Annotated in this window: 13 protein-coding genes; 11 read left to right on the top strand and 2 right to left on the bottom strand. The window is 48.6% G+C overall.

What is annotated here, in order from left to right; all coding sequences use genetic code 11:
* Positions 1-101 precede the first annotated feature (101 nt).
* Complete coding sequence (locus EHQ17_RS03775) at positions 102-1,292, top strand: M23 family metallopeptidase (RefSeq protein WP_135594826.1); 1,191 nt, start codon at positions 102-104, stop codon at positions 1,290-1,292.
* Between the two features lie 534 nt (positions 1,293-1,826).
* On the opposite strand, the gene EHQ17_RS03770 is transcribed toward EHQ17_RS03775, so the two are convergent.
* Positions 1,827-2,270, bottom strand: a complete 444-nt coding sequence (locus EHQ17_RS03770) for an Rrf2 family transcriptional regulator (protein WP_135594824.1) — start codon at positions 2,268-2,270, stop codon at positions 1,827-1,829.
* Positions 2,271-2,838: 568 nt separating this feature from the next.
* On the opposite strand from EHQ17_RS03770, the gene ppk1 reads away from it, so the two are divergent.
* Genes ppk1 through EHQ17_RS03745 form a run of 5 tightly spaced genes read left to right on the top strand, consistent with a single transcriptional unit; the run spans position 2,839 to position 8,949 of the window.
* Complete coding sequence (ppk1, locus tag EHQ17_RS03765) at positions 2,839-4,983, top strand: polyphosphate kinase 1 (protein ID WP_135594822.1); 2,145 nt, start codon at positions 2,839-2,841, stop codon at positions 4,981-4,983.
* A 13-nt stretch (positions 4,984-4,996) separates the two neighbouring features.
* Positions 4,997-6,415, top strand: a complete 1,419-nt coding sequence (locus EHQ17_RS03760) for an FAD-binding oxidoreductase (protein WP_135594820.1) — start codon at positions 4,997-4,999, stop codon at positions 6,413-6,415.
* Positions 6,412-7,995: a bifunctional GNAT family N-acetyltransferase/carbon-nitrogen hydrolase family protein gene (locus EHQ17_RS03755; protein ID WP_135594818.1), complete on the top strand. Its 1,584-nt coding sequence runs from the start codon at positions 6,412-6,414 to the stop codon at positions 7,993-7,995. The genes EHQ17_RS03760 and EHQ17_RS03755 overlap by 4 nt, the downstream gene beginning before the upstream one ends.
* A complete protein-coding gene (locus tag EHQ17_RS03750) occupies positions 7,977-8,339 on the top strand; it encodes a transmembrane 220 family protein (protein ID WP_135594816.1) in 363 nt (120 codons plus the stop codon). The genes EHQ17_RS03755 and EHQ17_RS03750 overlap by 19 nt, the downstream gene beginning before the upstream one ends.
* A gap of 40 nt (positions 8,340-8,379) precedes the next feature.
* The gene (locus tag EHQ17_RS03745) at positions 8,380-8,949 is read left to right on the top strand and encodes a VTT domain-containing protein (RefSeq protein WP_135594814.1); all 570 of its coding nucleotides are present in this window, start codon (positions 8,380-8,382) and stop codon (positions 8,947-8,949) included.
* A 92-nt stretch (positions 8,950-9,041) separates the two neighbouring features.
* Here EHQ17_RS03745 and EHQ17_RS03740 read toward each other — a convergent pair whose 3' ends face one another.
* Positions 9,042-9,533 (bottom strand): TPM domain-containing protein, encoded by a 492-nt coding sequence (locus tag EHQ17_RS03740; protein ID WP_135594812.1) that lies wholly within the window; start codon positions 9,531-9,533, stop codon positions 9,042-9,044.
* Positions 9,534-10,202: 669 nt separating this feature from the next.
* Here EHQ17_RS03740 and EHQ17_RS03735 point away from each other — a divergent pair.
* The 5 genes from EHQ17_RS03735 (at position 10,203) to EHQ17_RS03710 (ending at position 17,685) form a co-directional block, all read left to right on the top strand.
* Entirely contained in the window at positions 10,203-12,653 is a 2,451-nt protein-coding gene (locus tag EHQ17_RS03735; protein ID WP_135594810.1) for a TonB-dependent receptor family protein, read from the top strand.
* Between the two features lie 309 nt (positions 12,654-12,962).
* Positions 12,963-14,234 carry an imelysin family protein gene (locus EHQ17_RS03725; protein ID WP_135594806.1) on the top strand — a complete coding sequence of 424 codons (1,272 nt, stop codon included), beginning with the start codon at positions 12,963-12,965 and terminating at the stop codon, positions 14,232-14,234.
* A 117-nt stretch (positions 14,235-14,351) separates the two neighbouring features.
* A complete protein-coding gene (locus EHQ17_RS03720) occupies positions 14,352-15,833 on the top strand; it encodes a di-heme oxidoreductase family protein (RefSeq protein ID WP_425460673.1) in 1,482 nt (493 codons plus the stop codon).
* A complete protein-coding gene (locus EHQ17_RS03715; RefSeq protein ID WP_135594802.1) occupies positions 15,830-17,059 on the top strand; it encodes an imelysin family protein in 1,230 nt (409 codons plus the stop codon). Before EHQ17_RS03720 ends, EHQ17_RS03715 begins: the two co-directional genes overlap by 4 nt.
* Positions 17,056-17,685, top strand: coding sequence for a hypothetical protein (locus tag EHQ17_RS03710; RefSeq protein ID WP_135594800.1), 630 nt, complete (start codon positions 17,056-17,058; stop codon positions 17,683-17,685). The genes EHQ17_RS03715 and EHQ17_RS03710 overlap by 4 nt, the downstream gene beginning before the upstream one ends.
* Positions 17,686-17,709: the final 24 nt, after the last annotated feature.

Below are 17,709 nucleotides of genomic sequence, written 5' to 3'. Positions count from 1 at the left end.
CGTTTTTCCCTTGGCCGCGGTTCTCTTCCGGGCAAAACGAGTTTCGTATGATAAAATGATGATTTACGCAGAAATTCCGGTATCGAAAAATGCGTATTAGAATGCGGAAACCGATCCTTGTCCTACTTTTCCTCTTCGTAACCGGACTTCCCGCGGATCCGAGCGAGTTTACGGGAGACTGTAAACCGAAAGAATGGGTCTGTGTTCTCACCCGAAACAACGGAGATAAGATCGAATTTTTCGTACACAATCGAACTCCAAACGGAGAATACCCCTTCAGCCTACGTTTGGAATTCAGTTCATTGGATAACTTGAAATCCGATCGAACCGTGCCGCTCAAACTGATCGCCAAAGGAAACACGGAACCGTATCCGATCTTGAGTCTTTCTCCGATCGACTCGACGAAACAACTTTCCTACGCGTACAACTATTATTTGCTTCCCGGGGATAGCGACGCATCGGACGCAAAAGACGTCGTCTATCGGCTTCCCTACGAAACCGCAGCCCGGGTAAGTCAGGGATACAACGGCAAATTCACGCATCTGGGAATCGTACCGTACGCGGTGGATTTTAAGATGCCAGAAGGAACCCCCGTGCTCGCGGCGAGGGACGGACTTGTGATCGCGGCTCAGGATAAATTCCAAACCGGAGGATTGAATCCGTCGTTTAAGGACAAAGCCAACTTCGTCCAAATACTTCACAAGGACGGAAGTATAGCGGAATACGCTCACTTAAAACACAAAGGAGTGTCGGTCCAATACGGACAAACCGTGAAGGCCGGCGACAGGATCGGTCTATCGGGGAACACCGGATACAGCAGCGCCCCACACCTTCACTTCCACGTCCTCAAACCCGCCGAAAACTTTCGGACGATGGAATCCTTTCCCACCGTCTTTCAAACCGACGAAGGAATGTTAAACGAACTCAAGGAAGGAACCGTTTATTGGAATCCGTCCTCTTCTTCTCCCGCGGGAAAGATATTTTTCGAGGAGGATTTTAGGATCTGTTCGGAATTGAAGAACAAAAAATTAAACAACTGCGATTCCGAATTCGATTCCAAAAAAAATCCGTTCTTGGCGTTTGAAATCCGTAAACCGGGCAAACACGAGCTCAAATTAGAAGTGTGTAATCCGGAGTCCGTCTGCAAACGAATCGACTGGACTCTCCAACCCGAATGGAGGTCCTCGTTTTCCTACTTCGATTGGAGGATATTTCCGGAACAAACCGGAAGGTTTCGAATTCAAGTGATCCACGACGTGGAAATTCTCAAAACCTGGTTCGTAGAACGTTAAAAAACGAAAAACGTCTGTGTGAACCGAATCCGTTCGTATTTGTCGTAAGGTCCCGGAGAGTCGCGAAGGTCGCAAGTTTACCGACATCGCAACCTCGCGATCGGTTGGATTGTGTTTCTATTTACGGTTCTCGGTTCAGGATTTCCTCCCCCAGCACACTTCTTGTCGATCCACAACCCCTTTTCGGGCCGGTTCGGCGATGGATGCATCAAAACATTAAAATATACGAATGTACGAATGTGTCAACCTGAGAAGGTAAGAATTTTCCGGGGAACATCGTATCCCGGACGTAATAGAATTCTGCGGGAACTCCCTGCGGTGTCACGATGAGGTCCGAAAATTCATCGGTCCATTTTTTCGTTACCCGATCCCGGACTGCAAAAACCGGCGAGCTGAGGAGTTCTTCGATTCTTCTTCCGGATTCCGTCGAAGAACGAAGGTGTGTTCCTCCGACCTTCCTTGAAATTTTAAAGGAGGTTGTTTCTTACGAATCGACGGAGAAGCCGCAAACTTAGGGAGCGAAACTTTGAAAACTCAGGTGGTTAGAGAAAGTTTTTTTCTACATTCGCCCCGGACCTGCTCTAAAACATCGGCGAGAGAAAATTCTCCCAACTTCGATTCCAGGGCGGCTTGTGCTTGGGCGAAAAGACATTCCAGTGTGGGGAGAATTCCCATTCCTACGGAACAATCCTGTTTGGGATGATCGTGAACGGTAAAAAGACAATCGGAATCTTCGATGGCTCGATAAATATCGGAAAGTCGGATCTCCGTGGCCGGCTTGGCGAGGGAGGCTCCGGGAACACCTTGGCGAGTCAGTACCAGTCCGGCCTTTTTCATCTTACCGATGAGGGTGCGGACAATCGCCGGGTTGGTTCCTACGGATTCAGCGATCGTATCCGAGGTCGTATCCCCCCCATTTCCATTTTCCAGAAAGGTGAGAATATGAATTGCGACAGCGTAACGACTTGGGATTGCCAATTTTTATTCCTCAGGCTGGTATTCATTGGTTTAGACGGGAGCTTCGGCAAGAAGAATTCGGTTTTTGTAGGAATAATATCCGATTTATCCGTTGTGCGACCTTCGTAAAGGGAATCCGTCCCAAATCCAAGGAGGTTGAAAGGAATTATAAATCCGGAAAATCGTAGGATCTCCTAAAACGGAGAAGCGACCTCGTTTTTCCGACCGGCTTCTTCCCGACGCGGATCTTGCCTTTCTAGTTTTGCGGGGAGTTCCTACGTTTGCTTCCGAACGATCCCGGATCCCTCGGAACTAAAAAAAGATCCGCCTCCAAGAACGTAGGAACTCCTCTCTCCCTCCTTCCCACAGAAGGACCATCCTTTCTTTGCAAAAAGCCGTGAAAATGCGGGAACTCCTCACCAATCCCCGTTCCGAACGTCTCCGAATTCCGACCAACGACCAAAACGGTCCAACGCACAAAAACGAATTCCCCTTAGAATCATTGACTCCCGACTAAGCGGGTGTAAACAGGAATAGAATCCCTAATTTTTCCGACGCAAAGGGCAATTCAAACACGTAGGATATCCAAGTGTCAAAATCGAAACTACAGGAACAGACGCAGACTCTTTCCACACCTTCCCAACCGGAATCCCCCCTTGGAAACAGCCCGGAAATACAACTCACCAACCCGGATATATTTTTCGACCGGGAACTTTCCTGGATCGACTTCAACCGGCGCGTATTGGAAGAAGCCTGCGATACCGAAAATCCACTTTTGGAAAGACTGAAATTCTTAAGCATCACCGAAACCAACCTGGACGAATTCTATATGGTGCGAGTTGCGGGACTCCGTAACCTCGTCAAAGAAGGAAACGACGAACGAAGCCTCAACGGAGACAGCGCCTCGGAAATCCTCTCCGACTTGTCCGACAAGGTACGCGCCTTCGTCCGCGAACAATACGAATGTTTCGCGGCTACATTAGAAGAATTGCAAGCGGCCGGAATACACGTAATCCTCAATCCGGAAGAATTGACGATCGACGAAATCAAACAGATCCAAACGTATTACAAAGAGGACGTCTCTCCCATTCTGACTCCGCTTGCAATCGATACTGCGCATCCCTTTCCTCATATCCTCAACAAAAGTCTAAACCTTGCGATGGTCTTAAGCACCGACGACGAAAAAACCGGAGGCAAAAAGGATCTCTTCGCCGTGGTACAGGTTCCCTCGGTCCTTCCCCGTTTTTTACAACTCAAAGGGAAAGGAGAGGAAAGAAGATTTTTCCCGCTCGAAGAAATCATCAAACTGCACGTAGACGATCTATTTTACGGAATGACCGTAAAGGAAATCTATCCGTTCCGCATCATACGCGACGCGGACATATCCATCGACGAGGAAAAATCCGTAAAGGACCTTTTGATCACGATGAAGGACGAACTCCGCAACAGGATCTGGGGCGACGCGGTAAGAATGGACATCCATCAGGGAACTTCGCCCTTCATCAAAAACACGTTACGCGAGCTTTTGGAATTGCAGGACCACGAGGTATTCGACGTCGCCTCCCTGCTGAACATCAACGACGCGATGTTCTTTTACGGATTGGATCATACTTCCAAACTCAAATATCCTTTCTTTCAGCAGAAGGTTACTTTGAAATTCGAAACTCCGGAAAAGATATTCGAAGCGATCAAAAAGAAGGATAGACTCCTTCACCATCCGTACCAATCCTTTTCCGCGATCGAGGACCTTCTCAGAATCGCGTCCGAAGATCCTAAGGTTCTCGGAATCAAGATGACGCTTTATCGTACGAGCGGGGATTCGCCGATCATACAATACCTCGGACAAGCGGCCGAAAACGGAAAACAAGTCACCGTACTCGTGGAACTAAAGGCGCGTTTCGACGAGGAGAGGAACATAAAGTGGGCGCAGAAACTCGAAGCGCGGGGAGTACACGTCGTATACGGAGTCGTCGGATTAAAGATCCATTGTAAGATGCTTTTGGTCGTCCGCAAAGAGGACGATCACCTCGTACGTTACGTACATCTTGGAACGGGCAACTACAATTCCACGACGTCGAAATATTATACCGATCTCAGTTTTTTCACGGTCAACAAACAGATCACCGAAGACGTTTCGACGATCTTCAATACGATCACGAGTTACGCAAAAATGCCGACGCTCAATTTATTGTCCGCATCTCCGCACAACCTGAAATCCACCTTCCTAACTCTTATAGATAAGGAAACCGAAAACGCAAAGGCGGGAAAACCGGCGAGGATCTGTTTCAAGATGAACTCGCTCGTCGATCCGCATATTATACTTTCCTTATATAAGGCCAGCCAAGCCGGCGTAAAAGTGGATCTGATCATACGCGGAATCTGTTGTCTAAAACCGGGATTAAAGGGGATTTCGGAGAACATCACCGTTCTTTCCATCGTGGGAAGATTTTTGGAACATACGAGGATCTACTACTTCCACTCCGGCGGTACGGAATCCATCTTTCTCGCATCGGCGGATTGTATGCCGAGAAACTTCGAAAGAAGGATCGAAGTACTTTTTCCGATCATCGAACCGAAAAACAAGGAAAGGATCAAAAAGATCTTGGACGTCCAACTACGTGACAACGTAAAAGCGCGTTTCCTTCATCCGGACGGACACTACCGCAAACGTGTCATAGGAAAGGACGAAAAACCCGTGGACTCTCAGATAGAAAGGATGAACTTCGCCGAATAAAAACGCAAATATTATGACGACAACCACCATCAACAAAGCAGAACTCAAATCACTGATCGGACCGGGGAAAATATTCTTTAAGGACGATCCCGACTTCGACCCGGCGGCGTTTTTGTCTTTCGGAACGGACCGAACCAAAGTGTATCGACCCGATTTCGAAATACTCGCGTTTCCGACGAATACCGAGGAAGTCGCAAAAATCGTAAAGTATGCGTATAACAACGATTTGGCGATTGTTCCTTCCGGAGGCCGGACCGGATACGCGGGAGGCGCCGTCGCCAAAAACAAGGAGCTGGTCCTTTCCCTTTCCAAGATGGATAAGGTGCTGGACTTCGATCCGTTTTTCGGAAGTATTAAGGTCCAAGCGGGAATGATCACAAAGAATCTACACAAGGAAGCGGAGGAGCGCGGGTTTTATTTTCCCGTGGATTTCGCCTCGACGGGATCCTCGCATATCGGAGGAAACATCGCGACTAACGCGGGTGGAGTACGTGTCGTTCGCTACGGACTGATCCGACAATGGGTGTTGGGTCTGACCGTCGTGACCGGAACCGGCGAAATTCTGGAATTCAACGGAGAACTCCTGAAAAACAATACTGGATACGACCTAAAACATCTTTTTATCGGCTCCGAAGGCACGTTAGGCGTCATCACGGAGGCCTCCTTAAAACTCACCGTAAAGCCGGTCGATAATCGTGTCCTTCTCGTTTCCGTTCCGGACTTTCCCTCCATTCTTTCCCTTTTTAAGGAAACCCATCAGGTAAAAGTGCCGCTTCTCGCGTTCGAATTTTTCACGGAATACTGTTTAGGAAAAGTGAAGTCTCACCTCTCCGTTCCCGATCCGTTTTCCGCTCCGAGTCCATATTACGTTTTGATGGAATTCGAAATCGGAAACGAATCCGACGACGAAAAATTATTCGGCTTTATGGAATCGATCACCGAAAAGGGCCTAATCTCAGACGGAAGCCTCGCGCAGAATTCCAGACAAGCCGAAACGTTCTGGAAATACCGCGAAGGGATCAGCGAAAGTATATCGATCGAATATACGGTTCATAAGAACGACATTTCCCTTCCACTCAGAAACATGGAACCCTTTCTCAGGGAAATGGAATCCTTGTTAAACGGAAAATATCCCGGTTTTGAAATAGCGCTTTTCGGCCACGTCGGCGACGGAAATCTCCACCTAAACATCGTTAAACCGAAGGAACTTTCCGACGAGGAGTTCTTCAAAAAATGCAAAAATGTGGATCCGGATATGTTTAGTTTATTACAAAAATATAATGGATCCATTAGCGCCGAACACGGAATCGGACTTTTGAAAAAGGATTTCCTCGGTTTTTCCAGAAGCGAGGCGGAAATTCTACTGATGAAGGAAATCAAAAAATCCATGGATCCGAAGAATATCATGAATCCGGGTAAAGTGTTCGGATGATTTCCTCCAACGGGGCCGGCGGAAAAAAGCCGAGTAAAAAAAAGAAGAAGATCCAATCCGAACATAGGATCGTAATCCGCGCACTTACATGGGAGGATTACGAGGACGTAAAGGAGATCATGGATATCGTCTTCCCCGAATTCGACGGAGCGTGGAAAAAAAACCAGTATGAATCCCAGATCAAAAAATTTCCGGAAGGACAAATCTGCATCGAAGACAACGGCAAGGTGGTCGGAGCGGCGATCAGTCAGATCATCAAATGGTCCGACTACGGAGACAATCATACCTACGAGGAAATCGTCGGTAAAGGGGATTTAAAAAATCACGACGAAGACGGCGACACTCTTTACGGAGTCGATATATTCGTTCATCCGGAATACCGCGGGCTTCGGCTGGGACGCAGACTCTACGACGCAAGAAAGGAACTCTGCGAAAAACTGAATTTAAAACGGATCGTGGTCGGAGCTTGGATGCCCGGATACGAAAACTACGAAGACACGATGACACCCGCGCAATACATCGAAAAAGTACGCGACAAGGAAATCTATGATCCCGTTCTTTCCTTTCAATTGGCGAACGGATTCCACGTCCGAAAACTCAAACGCGGATATTTCGGGAACACGAAAGGTTTCAGCTCGTACGCCGTTCTTTTGGAATGGCTAAACATATATTACGAAAAGGAAGAACCCACTCTGATCGGAGGAAAAAAAACCGTGGTTCGCGTCGGAGTAGTTCAGATGCAGATGCGTCCCGTCGCCGGGATAGAGGAACTCATGCATCAGGTGGAATTTTTCGTGGACACGGTCGCCGGCTACAACGTTGATTTCGTATTATTTCCGGAATTTTTTAATGCGTCATTGTTGGCGAAATACAACGACCGGAGTCCCTCCGACGCGATGCGAGCCTTGTCGAGCCACACGGAAAGTATAATCGAAAAGATGGTGGAACTTGCCGTTTCATACAACGTAAACATCATTTCGGGAAGTATGCCCGAATATCGGGAGAACACGCTTCACAACGTGTCGTATCTTTGCAGAAGGGACGGAACCTACGAGGAACAATACAAACTCCACGTAACGCCCGATGAGGATTTTTACTGGGGAGTAAAAGGCGGATACAATCTTTCCGTGTTCGATACGGACGCTTGTAAGATAGGGATTCTCATCTGTTTCGACGTAGAATTTCCGGAACTACCGAGAATTCTCGCGGAACAGGGAATGGACATCCTCTTCGTTCCGTTTTATACAGATACGAAAAACGGATATAACCGTGTAAGACATTGTGCGATGGCGAGAGCGATCGAAAACGAATGTTACGTAGTGATTTCCGGATCCGTCGGCGCACTTCCCCACGTGGAGAATATGGACATTCAGTACGCCCAATCCGCCGTGTTTACTCCATCCGACTTCGCGTTTCCGCACGACTGCGTCGCTGCCGAGTCGGTTCCCAATACGGAGATGACGTTGATCGCGGATTTGGATCTGGATCTTTTAAAGGAATTGAGAAAAAAGGGATCGGTAAGAAACCTCTCCAACAGAAGAAAGGATCTATACGAACTCAAATGGGTGCACGAATCATGAAAGTATTTTCCTGGATTACGATTTTCCTTTGGCTTTTATTCGCCGGATTACAATACAACGATCCGGATCCGTGGCTCTGGATTCCGATCTACTTGAGCGTGGTCTTATTATATTCAGGATTACTAATATTTCCGGATAAAACGAAACTTCTTCTTAGGACCTCGCTCGTTTTATCGGCCGCGTTTTCCGCAGGAACGATACTCGCAGCGATGCAGATCGTAAACTTTTCCATGGACGACGAAGTGACCAGAGAAACCGGAGGACTACTTCTTTCCGCCGTTTGGTCCCGAATTCCCGCTTATCTGATTCGAAAGAGGGAAAACGGTGCGATTTCGAAAGGATGAGGTTTTTCAATATCATCAAAAAAGGAATTTTTATTCCGGTTTGATTTTCATAGTATCTGCGTCCGTAGCACTACTTCTTTTGGCGTTAACGGCTTTCGGAATTCTGAAGTTCGACGTTCCGGGTTTCGACGGAATTCAAAAACTCGTTTTACACGTTTCCAGGGAGATCGCCAAACCGAGTTTAGTCGGTGTTTTTTTCACCACCTTGTTCGGCGGTTTGTTTTTCTTCTACCTCCCGATTGAATTTCTCTACATACGCGCGACGTATTCCAAACTGGACGGAGGACTACTGATCGCCCTTCATCTTTCCGGGCTTTTGATTTCATTTACCGTCAATTATTTTTTGGGCAGAATCGCGGCGCGCGCTTGTATCAAATTGATCGGTCCTAAAAAATTCTATCGAATGAAAGGGTTTTTGAACCAATACGGAACGGTGGCCGTTTTTGCATTCAACGCCCTCCCCTTGCCCGCACCGATCCTGAGCGCCGTCTTAGGAGTCATCCGCTATAAGAAAAAAGTTTTTTATCCTTTGTTTCTCACCGGACAAGCGGTTCAGTGTTTCGTGATTTTATTTTTCGTTCGATACGTCCTGTCCGGCAGGATTTTTTAAATTATCGAAATTCGCGAAAGTAGAACATAGGCCGCCCGTTTCGAATAAGTCTGATAGTTTAGAATATTTTAATTTTCAAATGTACTTAAAAATCAGTGTGTTTGGAACCATTCCGCGATCGACGCCACTCCGGTCGTAAGACCTAAGTCCGTTTTTCCCTGTCTAAAGTGGGGGATAAAATCCTGGTCGATGATGTTTTTGGCTTCCGAATTGGACATTTTTTCGGCGGGAGCTTTGCCCAACTCGATCCTCATCTTACGATCTCCAAACGAAACGAGCACGACGATTCCGTTCGTAAAAAACGAAGGATCCTTTTGGGCGTATTCTTCGAAGAGCTGATTGGCGCGTTCCTTTTCGCTCAGATCCCCCAAATGCGCGACCACGGTCACGATCATTCGCAAACCGGTGCGCAACAAAAGATTATGACAAAGACGATTGATTTCCGATTTCGTTTTTGCAGAGAGGGTGCCGGTCTCGTCGCGAAAACATTCTTCCTGAACGGACTTCTGAATTCCTGCATATAAGAGAGGAGCTACCGAGAGGCTGAAAAAAAGGATCAGCAAAATCGAATATTTGATTTTCATCTTTTTTGATAACAAAACCGATTCTTGATTTTGGGCTTTTTTTTGAAACATTATTTCGGAGCAAGGAGTTATCGGACTGAGGAACAAACGACAAGTCGGATTCAAATACAAATAAAACGCAAGGAACGACATCCCAATCGTATCAATCGGTCGAGCCCAAAAGTATGTCCCACCATGTAACCAAAGACAAAGATAAGTTTTCCTAAAAAGGGAGTCGTTTCGTTCTATTTTTATAGTTCGATAAAAGCGTTTTCGAAATTGAAACTCTTTAGATGATTCGATGCAGAGTTATTTTTTTAGGAGTTCTCTTCGACATAGGTGAGTAACGCTACGACGACCTTGTCCGGTTTTGGATACCTCATTGGGAACACGGGAAGTAGGAACTCCTCGATTTCAAAAATCGATCTCACCCGAAAATGAAAATTCCTTGGACTCGAAATTTCTCCGAAGACAAGGGAAGCGGGGAGTTCCTACTCGGCTCCTTGCTTCGGCGCATTCCTGTTTGTGTGAGTTCCCGCATTCCTTGGTAAAACAAACAATCTCCATCTCCTAAGTTCCAAATTCCCAGAAATTTTTCCTGTCATTCGTTCTTTTCCCTTCATTCTCCCTTGACTCCCCACTCGGCTCTCAAATATTGAGAATCAATATCATTTCAAAAATCAAACCTCTATGCCAAAAAAAACAATTCTGTGCGTTTTGATTCTGCCTCTTCTGTTGTTTGTCCGAGGAGTTCCCGCACAAACAAACGAAACCTCATCCGAAACAAGGGAAAAATCCGTTCCTCCCTCTGCGGAAGATCCGGAAAAGGAAAAATGGTCCAAAGGAACCATTTCCGTCATAGGAAAAAGGAAAAACGACCTCAAACGGATTCCCGGTTCGGCAACCGTAATCGAAAAAGAATACTTGGACCAGACAAAACCCGTCGATTCGATGGAGGTCCTACGAAGAGTTCCCGGGGCTTCGATCCGTTATCAGGACATGGGATTGATCCTCAACATCGGATTCCGCGGCGTGAACAACGACCTAGGACGCAAAGTTCTCGTTTTAGAAGACGGAAGTTTCACTTCCCTCAATCCCTATTCCGCTCCCGAGCAATACTATACCCCGAATATCGATCGAATGGAAAGAATCGAAATCGTAAAAGGCTCCGGCGCGATCCTTTTCGGACCTTCGACCATAGGAGGTGTGATCAACTTCATCACGAAACGTCCTCCCAAGGACCCGACCCTTTCCGTTTCGACCCAAGGCGGCTCCTACGGATTTTTCTCTTCCCAGCTTTCCTACGGAGGCACTTTCGGAAATACGGGAATCGACGTGACCGTTTTGCGGAAACAAGGCGACGGATTTCGCGATCATCAATCGTTTCGAATTCACGAGGCTTCCTTTAAATCCGTCACCGACCTCGACGACAAACACACGCTTACCACGAAATTTTTAGCCACGACCCAGGACGCGAACATAACCTATCTCGGTCTGACGACGGCTCAACTTTGGAATAACTCCTCCTCAAACTTCGCGGAACAAGACGAACGTAAACTACAACGTTATGCGGGAGACGTCGGTCACGAATGGAAGATTACGGAACATTCGAAACTCGTCACCAAGGCGTACGCGGCTTATACGGAACGGAATTGGGCCAGACAAAACTACGTCCGCAACGTCGGAGCGTATTACAACGCGGTTCCGGGTAACGTGATCAAAACGTATGATACGGAACCGTTCGTAAATCGTGTCGGTGATACGGTTTATATGTTGGACGGAGTGGGTCATCGCAACAGAACCTACCGATTCGCGGGAATCGAATCCCGTTATCAGTTGGATTATCAGTTTTTCGGAATCAAAAATCAACTCGACGCCGGCCTTCGTTATCACTACGAAACCGCCGATATTAAGTATTTGGACGGATCGCCTACTCCCGATTATGCGGTCTACGGCAACGGATTGGCCAATCCGCCGACCGGAACGGCTTCCTCCGAATATTCTCTTTCTAAATCGGGAGAACTTAGGGATCACGAGGTCAATCATACGAAATCCATCGCCGGTTTCGCGCAGAATAGTTTTAAATTTTTCGATAAACTTTCGGTCATTCCCGGTGTTCGTTACGAAACGTTCACGCAGAGTCGAACCATACTGCGCCAGCAAACGCTCAATCCGACGACGAATCAGCCGGATCCGACTTCTCCACCTCAGGAAGTGGACAAAGGAAGCAGGAACGTCTATCACGTCGTCATTCCGGGTCTTGGAATCACATACGACATACGTAAGGATTTGACCTGGTTTGCGGGAGCGCACAAAGGATTCTCCCCGCCGCGTTATCAGGACGCGTTGAATAATACCGGTCTGATCAATAGGATCGATCCTGAATATTCCTATAACTACGAAACGGGGATTCGCGGAGACATTACGAATTACTTAAATGCTCAGGTGACTTACTTCGACCTGAATTACGTCAATCAAATCATCATCACTTCTTCCGCGAGCGGAAACGATTCCGCCTCTTCCGCAAAAAACGGAGGAAGAACGTACAGTCGAGGTGTCGAAACGAACTTCACCTTCGATCCAGCAAAACTTTTCGACGCTTCGTTTAAGGTTCCTATTGATCTGATTTATACGAGAGCAGACGCAAGAATGAATCAATATTCCATCGACACTTCTCTCGTGGTTCCGAACCAATCCCTTTTGGATTTTATCGTCGCGCAAAAGGACAAAAACGGCAACTACGTGCCTTATGTTTCTAGGGATACGGGAACCTTCGCCGTCGGCTTCATTCACCCGAAAGGTTTTTACGCGAGAGCGGAGTATCAGTATTTTTCCGCACAATATCACGACGACACAAACACTAGAACCGCGTATTGGGCCGATTCTATCACCGATCCTCTCGGCAAAAAGATATTACAGTATTTGAATATTACTTCGAACAGTTCTGGAGAAACGGGCGTGATTCCAGCGTACGGTCTTTTCCACGCCTCTTTCGGCTATAAGGATCCGGTCAAACGTTGGAGCGTTTTTGTGAACGGAAAAAATCTCACGGACGTTCGTTACATTTCGGGAAGGCTTCCCGAAGGAATTCAAGTGGGGCCGTTTCGGCAGATCAACGCGGGAGTCAGCTTTGAACTGTAAACGTAGGAACTCCTCGGATTTTTCCGTATTTCCCGTAGTTTTTAGGAGATCCTACATCGACGGGGATTTCGCAGAAATTTCGGATTTGTGGGAACTCACTCGCTCAACGAAAGGACCAAATCCTAATCCCACGCCAACGCTCCGGGGGAGTTCCCGCAAATTTCCCCAAATTCGGAGAATTTCGATTGACGAAATCTATGATTTTGAGAATAAGTATCAATATCATAACAACCAGTTCATCGAAAATTCCCCGGCGGAAGGCTTCGGCCACCTCCGGGACCTTTTTTCAACAACGCTCAGGAAAATCCCATGAATCTCAAAAAAATACTTCGTGTTTCCCTCCTATCCATCTCGGTGCTTTCTCTAACGATCCACTGCAAACCGAAAGAATCGGAGGACAATTCCTTCCTCGTAATAGCCGCCGCAATCGGTAGCGCCCCTTCCGCAAGCAAAGCGCAGGTAGTGGATCGTTACCTCGCCCTAGGCTATCAGTCGTACGACAAAAGTTATCAAGACGCGATCGCTTTAGAAACCGCCGTCAACGCTTATACGAATTCCGCGGCCAATCACACGAATCTCAAAAACCTCTACATAAAGGCTCGCGCGTCATATCTCCTAACCGAGGCTTTCCGTTTTTCCGGCGGACCGATCGATAATACCGCGGTCGTCGGATGCGGTTCCAACGCCGACGGCTCCGGGGCGGAGGAATGCGAAGGTTTGATCAACGCTTGGCCGTTAGACGAAACCGCAATCGATAACTACGGCGGTGCAAACACATATACCGCCATTCTCGCGGCAAACGGAACGGGCGGAAACGAAGGTGATCCGGAAAAATCCATCACCGTGGGATGGCACGCGATCGAATACATTCTCTGGGGTTCCGACACCGGCGGCGGAAACGAAACGATTTCCGGAGTAGCGACCTCGGCCGACGTTTTCGCCAAACAAGCGTATCTCGCGGCGATCACCGGCGGACTCGTCAAACAACTCAAACTCGTCCGCGATCAATTCTCCGATGGAACCGTATATTCAACTTCCTTAAAGTCGAATCCCGATGCGGCCATCACCGCGATCTTTCAGGGACTCGGAAAATTCATCGCCGGAGAATGGGGCGGAGAAAGGCTCACCGGAACGTTCGGAGGCGACCAGGAAGAGGAACACTCCTGTTTTAGCGACACGACAAAAGCGGATTTTTACTACGACGCGCAGGGAGTCTTAAACGTCTGGAATGGATCCTACGAACTTCAAAAAGGAGTGATTCTGTCCACCGGACCCGGTTTGAGCAGCCTCTACGGAACCCTAACCGCTCCTCCGATGACCGCCCAGTTGACACGATCCAGGGACGCATTCTGCCTTAATCTTCCGGAACAAACGGCCGATCCCAACTACACCGCGACCTGCCCTACCGGATCTTTGACGGAAAGATACGACCAGATTATCAAAAATGCGGGCACCCCCGTTCTGATCTCCGAGTATCAGATCCTATTCGACACGCAGTTTTTGATCGGAGATACGATCAAAAAAACGATCACCGATGCCGCAAAGGCCGTAGGGGTCGCGATCACCGATTTTTCGATTTAAACAAAAAATAATATTAAAAAAAGATGATGAACGTTTATGAAAAACAAAAATACGACAAAAAAGCGGGGAACACCCCGCTCTGAGGTTTCATTCCATTCTTACCTGCGAAAAGGGCTGATGTGTATCGCGCTTTTCGTTTCGTTTTCGGGCTGCGGCGACGTCGATCCGTTCCGATCCTCTCCCAAAGGGGACCGTTCCGCGGAAACCGCCGCCATCCTTCTCTATCTTCAAAATCAGGATCCCGGAGAACAATATTCGGGAGGGTGGACCACCACGTTCGACGATACGGTGAACGCCTTCGACCTAGTTGCGGCCAATCTGCGGGACGGGGGAAACATCGAATTCCAAGGTGGGAACTCCTTCTTCAATCGAGATTGGGTTCAACCGGGAAATTCCGCCTCCGTCGGACTGGGTCCGGTCTTTAACAACAATTCTTGCAACGGTTGCCACGTGAAGGACGGAAGAGGAACTCCTCCCGCAAGCGGAAGCAGCGCGTTTACCACCATTCTCATCCGCTTGAGTAAAGACGGAAAGGACCCGATCACGGGCGGGCCGATCGGATTGGACAACTACGGACTTCAACTCAACGACAAAGGAATCCCGGGAATCGTCGCAGATCCTACAAATTACCCGGCTGTACCGGAAGAAGCGATCGCGACGGTCAACTTCACCGAAGAACCGGGGGCTTTTCCGGACGGAGAAGCCTATTCCCTCCGAAGACCGACGTTCACGATCACCGGCTGGAACTTCGGAGATCCGACCGGCGATCCTTCCGGATTCCACATGTCCCCTCGCACTTCCCCGATGATCCCGGGGCTGGGACTTTTGGCGGCGATTCCGGAATCCACCATTCTTTCCTTCGCCGACGAAAACGACGCGGACGGAGACGGAATTTCGGGAAAACCCAATTTCGTTTGGGATGCAAAACTGCAAAAGAAAACCTTGGGACGTTTCGGATGGAAGGCCAACGAGCCGAATTTGAATCAGCAAAACCAAGGCGCATTTCTGGGAGATATCGGAATCACGAGCCCTCTCTTCCCGAATCCGAACTGCGTAGGAACTCAAACGGATTGTTTCAACTCTACCCCGGGAAACAACGGAACCCCGGAAGGAACCGAAATTTCCGCCCGCACCGCGGACCTCGTGACTTTTTATACCACCTTGGTCGGAGCTCCGGGCAGAAGAAATTGGACGAGCCCGGATGTAATCCGCGGAAAAGAAATCTTTACCGAAATCGGATGTAATACCTGTCACAAACCCTACGTATTCACCGGCGCCTTGGAAGGATTTCCCGAAGTATCCTTCCAACATATCAAACCCTATACCGATCTTTTGTTGCACGATATGGGCGCCGATCTGTCGGATAACCGACCCGACTTTGAAGCGACCGGAAACGAATGGAGAACCGCACCTCTCTGGGGAACCGGTCTGATCCCTAAAGTGAACGGGCACAATCATCTCCTCCACGACGGACGCGCACGCGGTCACAAGGAGGCGATCCTATGGCACGGAGGCGAAGCACTGGAAGCGAAAAACAAATTCGTCGCCCTTCCCAAATCCGACCGCGATAAGTTGATCCTCTTTCTGGAGTCCTTATGAGAAATTTAGAATTTTCTAAAATACTAAACTTACGAGTTCCGATCGCGAAAAAAATCAGGATCTTACTGCTGACCGCGGCGGTGATCCTCCCCGGAGTCCGCTGCGAGGAACTGGGAAAAATATCCGGAGCGGAAACTCTGATCCTGGCTTTGTTCGCCAATGCGAGTACCGGAGAATTTTTGAGTTACACCGCCAACAAGGTCGCGATCGCGCGGTTCGAACTGTTGGTGAGCGCTGCGGGAGAACTCAAAACGAGCGCCGCCGCTTACAAGGCTACGCCCAACCAGACGAATCTGAACGATCTCCGGAACAAATGGATCGCCGCGAGACGTATCTTCAAACAAGGCGAAGTCTTTTATATCAGCCGTTCTTACATCCCGTCCAACTACTTCCACAGACTGGACGGATATATCTTGGGAGAATCCTTCCGCCCCGACGCCGCGGATCTGGAAACGATCGTGGCCGGAACGACGCCCGCAACGATCAACGTATCCTCGGTGGATACCCTATCGATTCCCAGAAAAGGATTCGAAACCTTGGAATACTTTCTCTACGATTCCGGAACGGGAACCTCGGCGATCGCGACGGTCAACACGGAAAACGCTGGAAGCGCGAGAACACTGGACTATATCGCCGCTCTGGCCGAAGTGATCGAACGGGACGCACAACGTCTGTTAGGCGCTTGGTCTCCGTCGGTCGGAAACTTCGCCGGAAATTTGTCCACGGGAACGGGCAACTTCGCAGGAATCCGGGACGCCGTGGATTCCTTCCTCAACGGAACGGTCCAACTGATCTACACCGATCAGGACGTTCGTGTGGGAGTTCCCGCAGGATTAACCTTGGCCGGCCCGGTGCCCCTCCCCGCCAAAGTGGAATCCAAATACAGCGACAATTCTTATCGCGATCTTCTTGCCTCCGTGGAAGGGATCGAGTTGGTTTATCTCGGAAACGCCGGCGACGCGGAGGCGAGACCCTTGCGTTATCTGGTTCAGCTCCAAAACGAATCCCTGGATCTTCGGATAAAGGAAAAAATTTCCACGCTCAAAACAAGAATTCAAAGTAGAATCGATTCGGCGGCCACGTTACGCGCGGACATCGCGGGCAATCTCTCCTTCGTAGACGAGGAAATTTACGATCGTCTGCGGGAACTCCGCGTGATTTACGCGACGGAAGTGATCGGCGTATTGGGAGCCAACGCGCTTCCCTCCAATTCCGACGGAGATTGATCTCTTTTTTACGAAACTTTGACCGAAAGGGAAAACGCGTAGAGGAAAACGTCGTAACTTCGCCCATGTTCCTTTCGAACCGAAAAAAAGCGCCGGGAATCGCGGCGTTTCTATTGTTGTTCCCCGTACTCTGTATGAGCCAGATCCACTATCACAAAATAGAACTGGAAGAACTCGTGGACCGATCCGCGTACGTGTTCGTCGTAAAACCGACTAACCCCTCTTATACGATTCGAAAAATCAAAATCGACGCCGCCTTGTTGAAGGAGCGAAAAATCGAAATCCCCCGCGGAAAAAAAATACCCGACTACGAGTTCAGGGTGAATCGTTACGAGGTCGTCGAAACTCTCAAAGGAGGATTTTCCGGAACGATCATCCAAGTCCTTCCGCCGGAACTACGACATTCTCTGGAAAGTCATATCCTGTATTACGGAATCGGACTTTCCGAATCGCCGATTTATTTTTCATACGAGGCCTCTTCGCCGATCGATTGGGAAAACGGAAATTATATACTCTTCGCAAACGTTTCCTCAAAAAATCCGGAAGACTATCACTGGACCGTTCACGGAGCCGCCGAATCCGTTCTCATGAAGGAAAAAATTTCCGAACTGATCCGGAAACAATAAACCGAAACGGGGAATGAAATCGAA

Source organism: Leptospira gomenensis, from assembly GCF_004770155.1.
GTDB lineage: Bacteria > Spirochaetota > Leptospiria > Leptospirales > Leptospiraceae > Leptospira > Leptospira gomenensis.
Note: the sequence above shows the minus strand (reverse complement) of the source record. Positions and strands in the feature narration are given on the sequence as shown.

Excerpts from the sequence above, each read along its gene's own strand:
- EHQ17_RS03760 (WP_135594820.1), top strand. The coding sequence starts at position 4,997 with ATGACGACAACCACCATCAACAAAGCAGAACTCAAATCACTGATCGGA.
- EHQ17_RS03740 (WP_135594812.1), bottom strand. The coding sequence starts at position 9,533 with ATGAAAATCAAATATTCGATTTTGCTGATCCTTTTTTTCAGCCTCTCG.
- EHQ17_RS03750 (WP_135594816.1), top strand. The coding sequence starts at position 7,977 with ATGGGTGCACGAATCATGAAAGTATTTTCCTGGATTACGATTTTCCTT.
- EHQ17_RS03720 (WP_425460673.1), top strand. The coding sequence starts at position 14,352 with ATGTGTATCGCGCTTTTCGTTTCGTTTTCGGGCTGCGGCGACGTCGAT.
- EHQ17_RS03715 (WP_135594802.1), top strand. The coding sequence starts at position 15,830 with ATGAGAAATTTAGAATTTTCTAAAATACTAAACTTACGAGTTCCGATC.
- EHQ17_RS03735 (WP_135594810.1), top strand. The coding sequence starts at position 10,203 with ATGCCAAAAAAAACAATTCTGTGCGTTTTGATTCTGCCTCTTCTGTTG.
- EHQ17_RS03775 (WP_135594826.1), top strand. The coding sequence starts at position 102 with ATGCGGAAACCGATCCTTGTCCTACTTTTCCTCTTCGTAACCGGACTT.
- EHQ17_RS03725 (WP_135594806.1), top strand. The coding sequence starts at position 12,963 with ATGAATCTCAAAAAAATACTTCGTGTTTCCCTCCTATCCATCTCGGTG.
- EHQ17_RS03755 (WP_135594818.1), top strand. The coding sequence starts at position 6,412 with ATGATTTCCTCCAACGGGGCCGGCGGAAAAAAGCCGAGTAAAAAAAAG.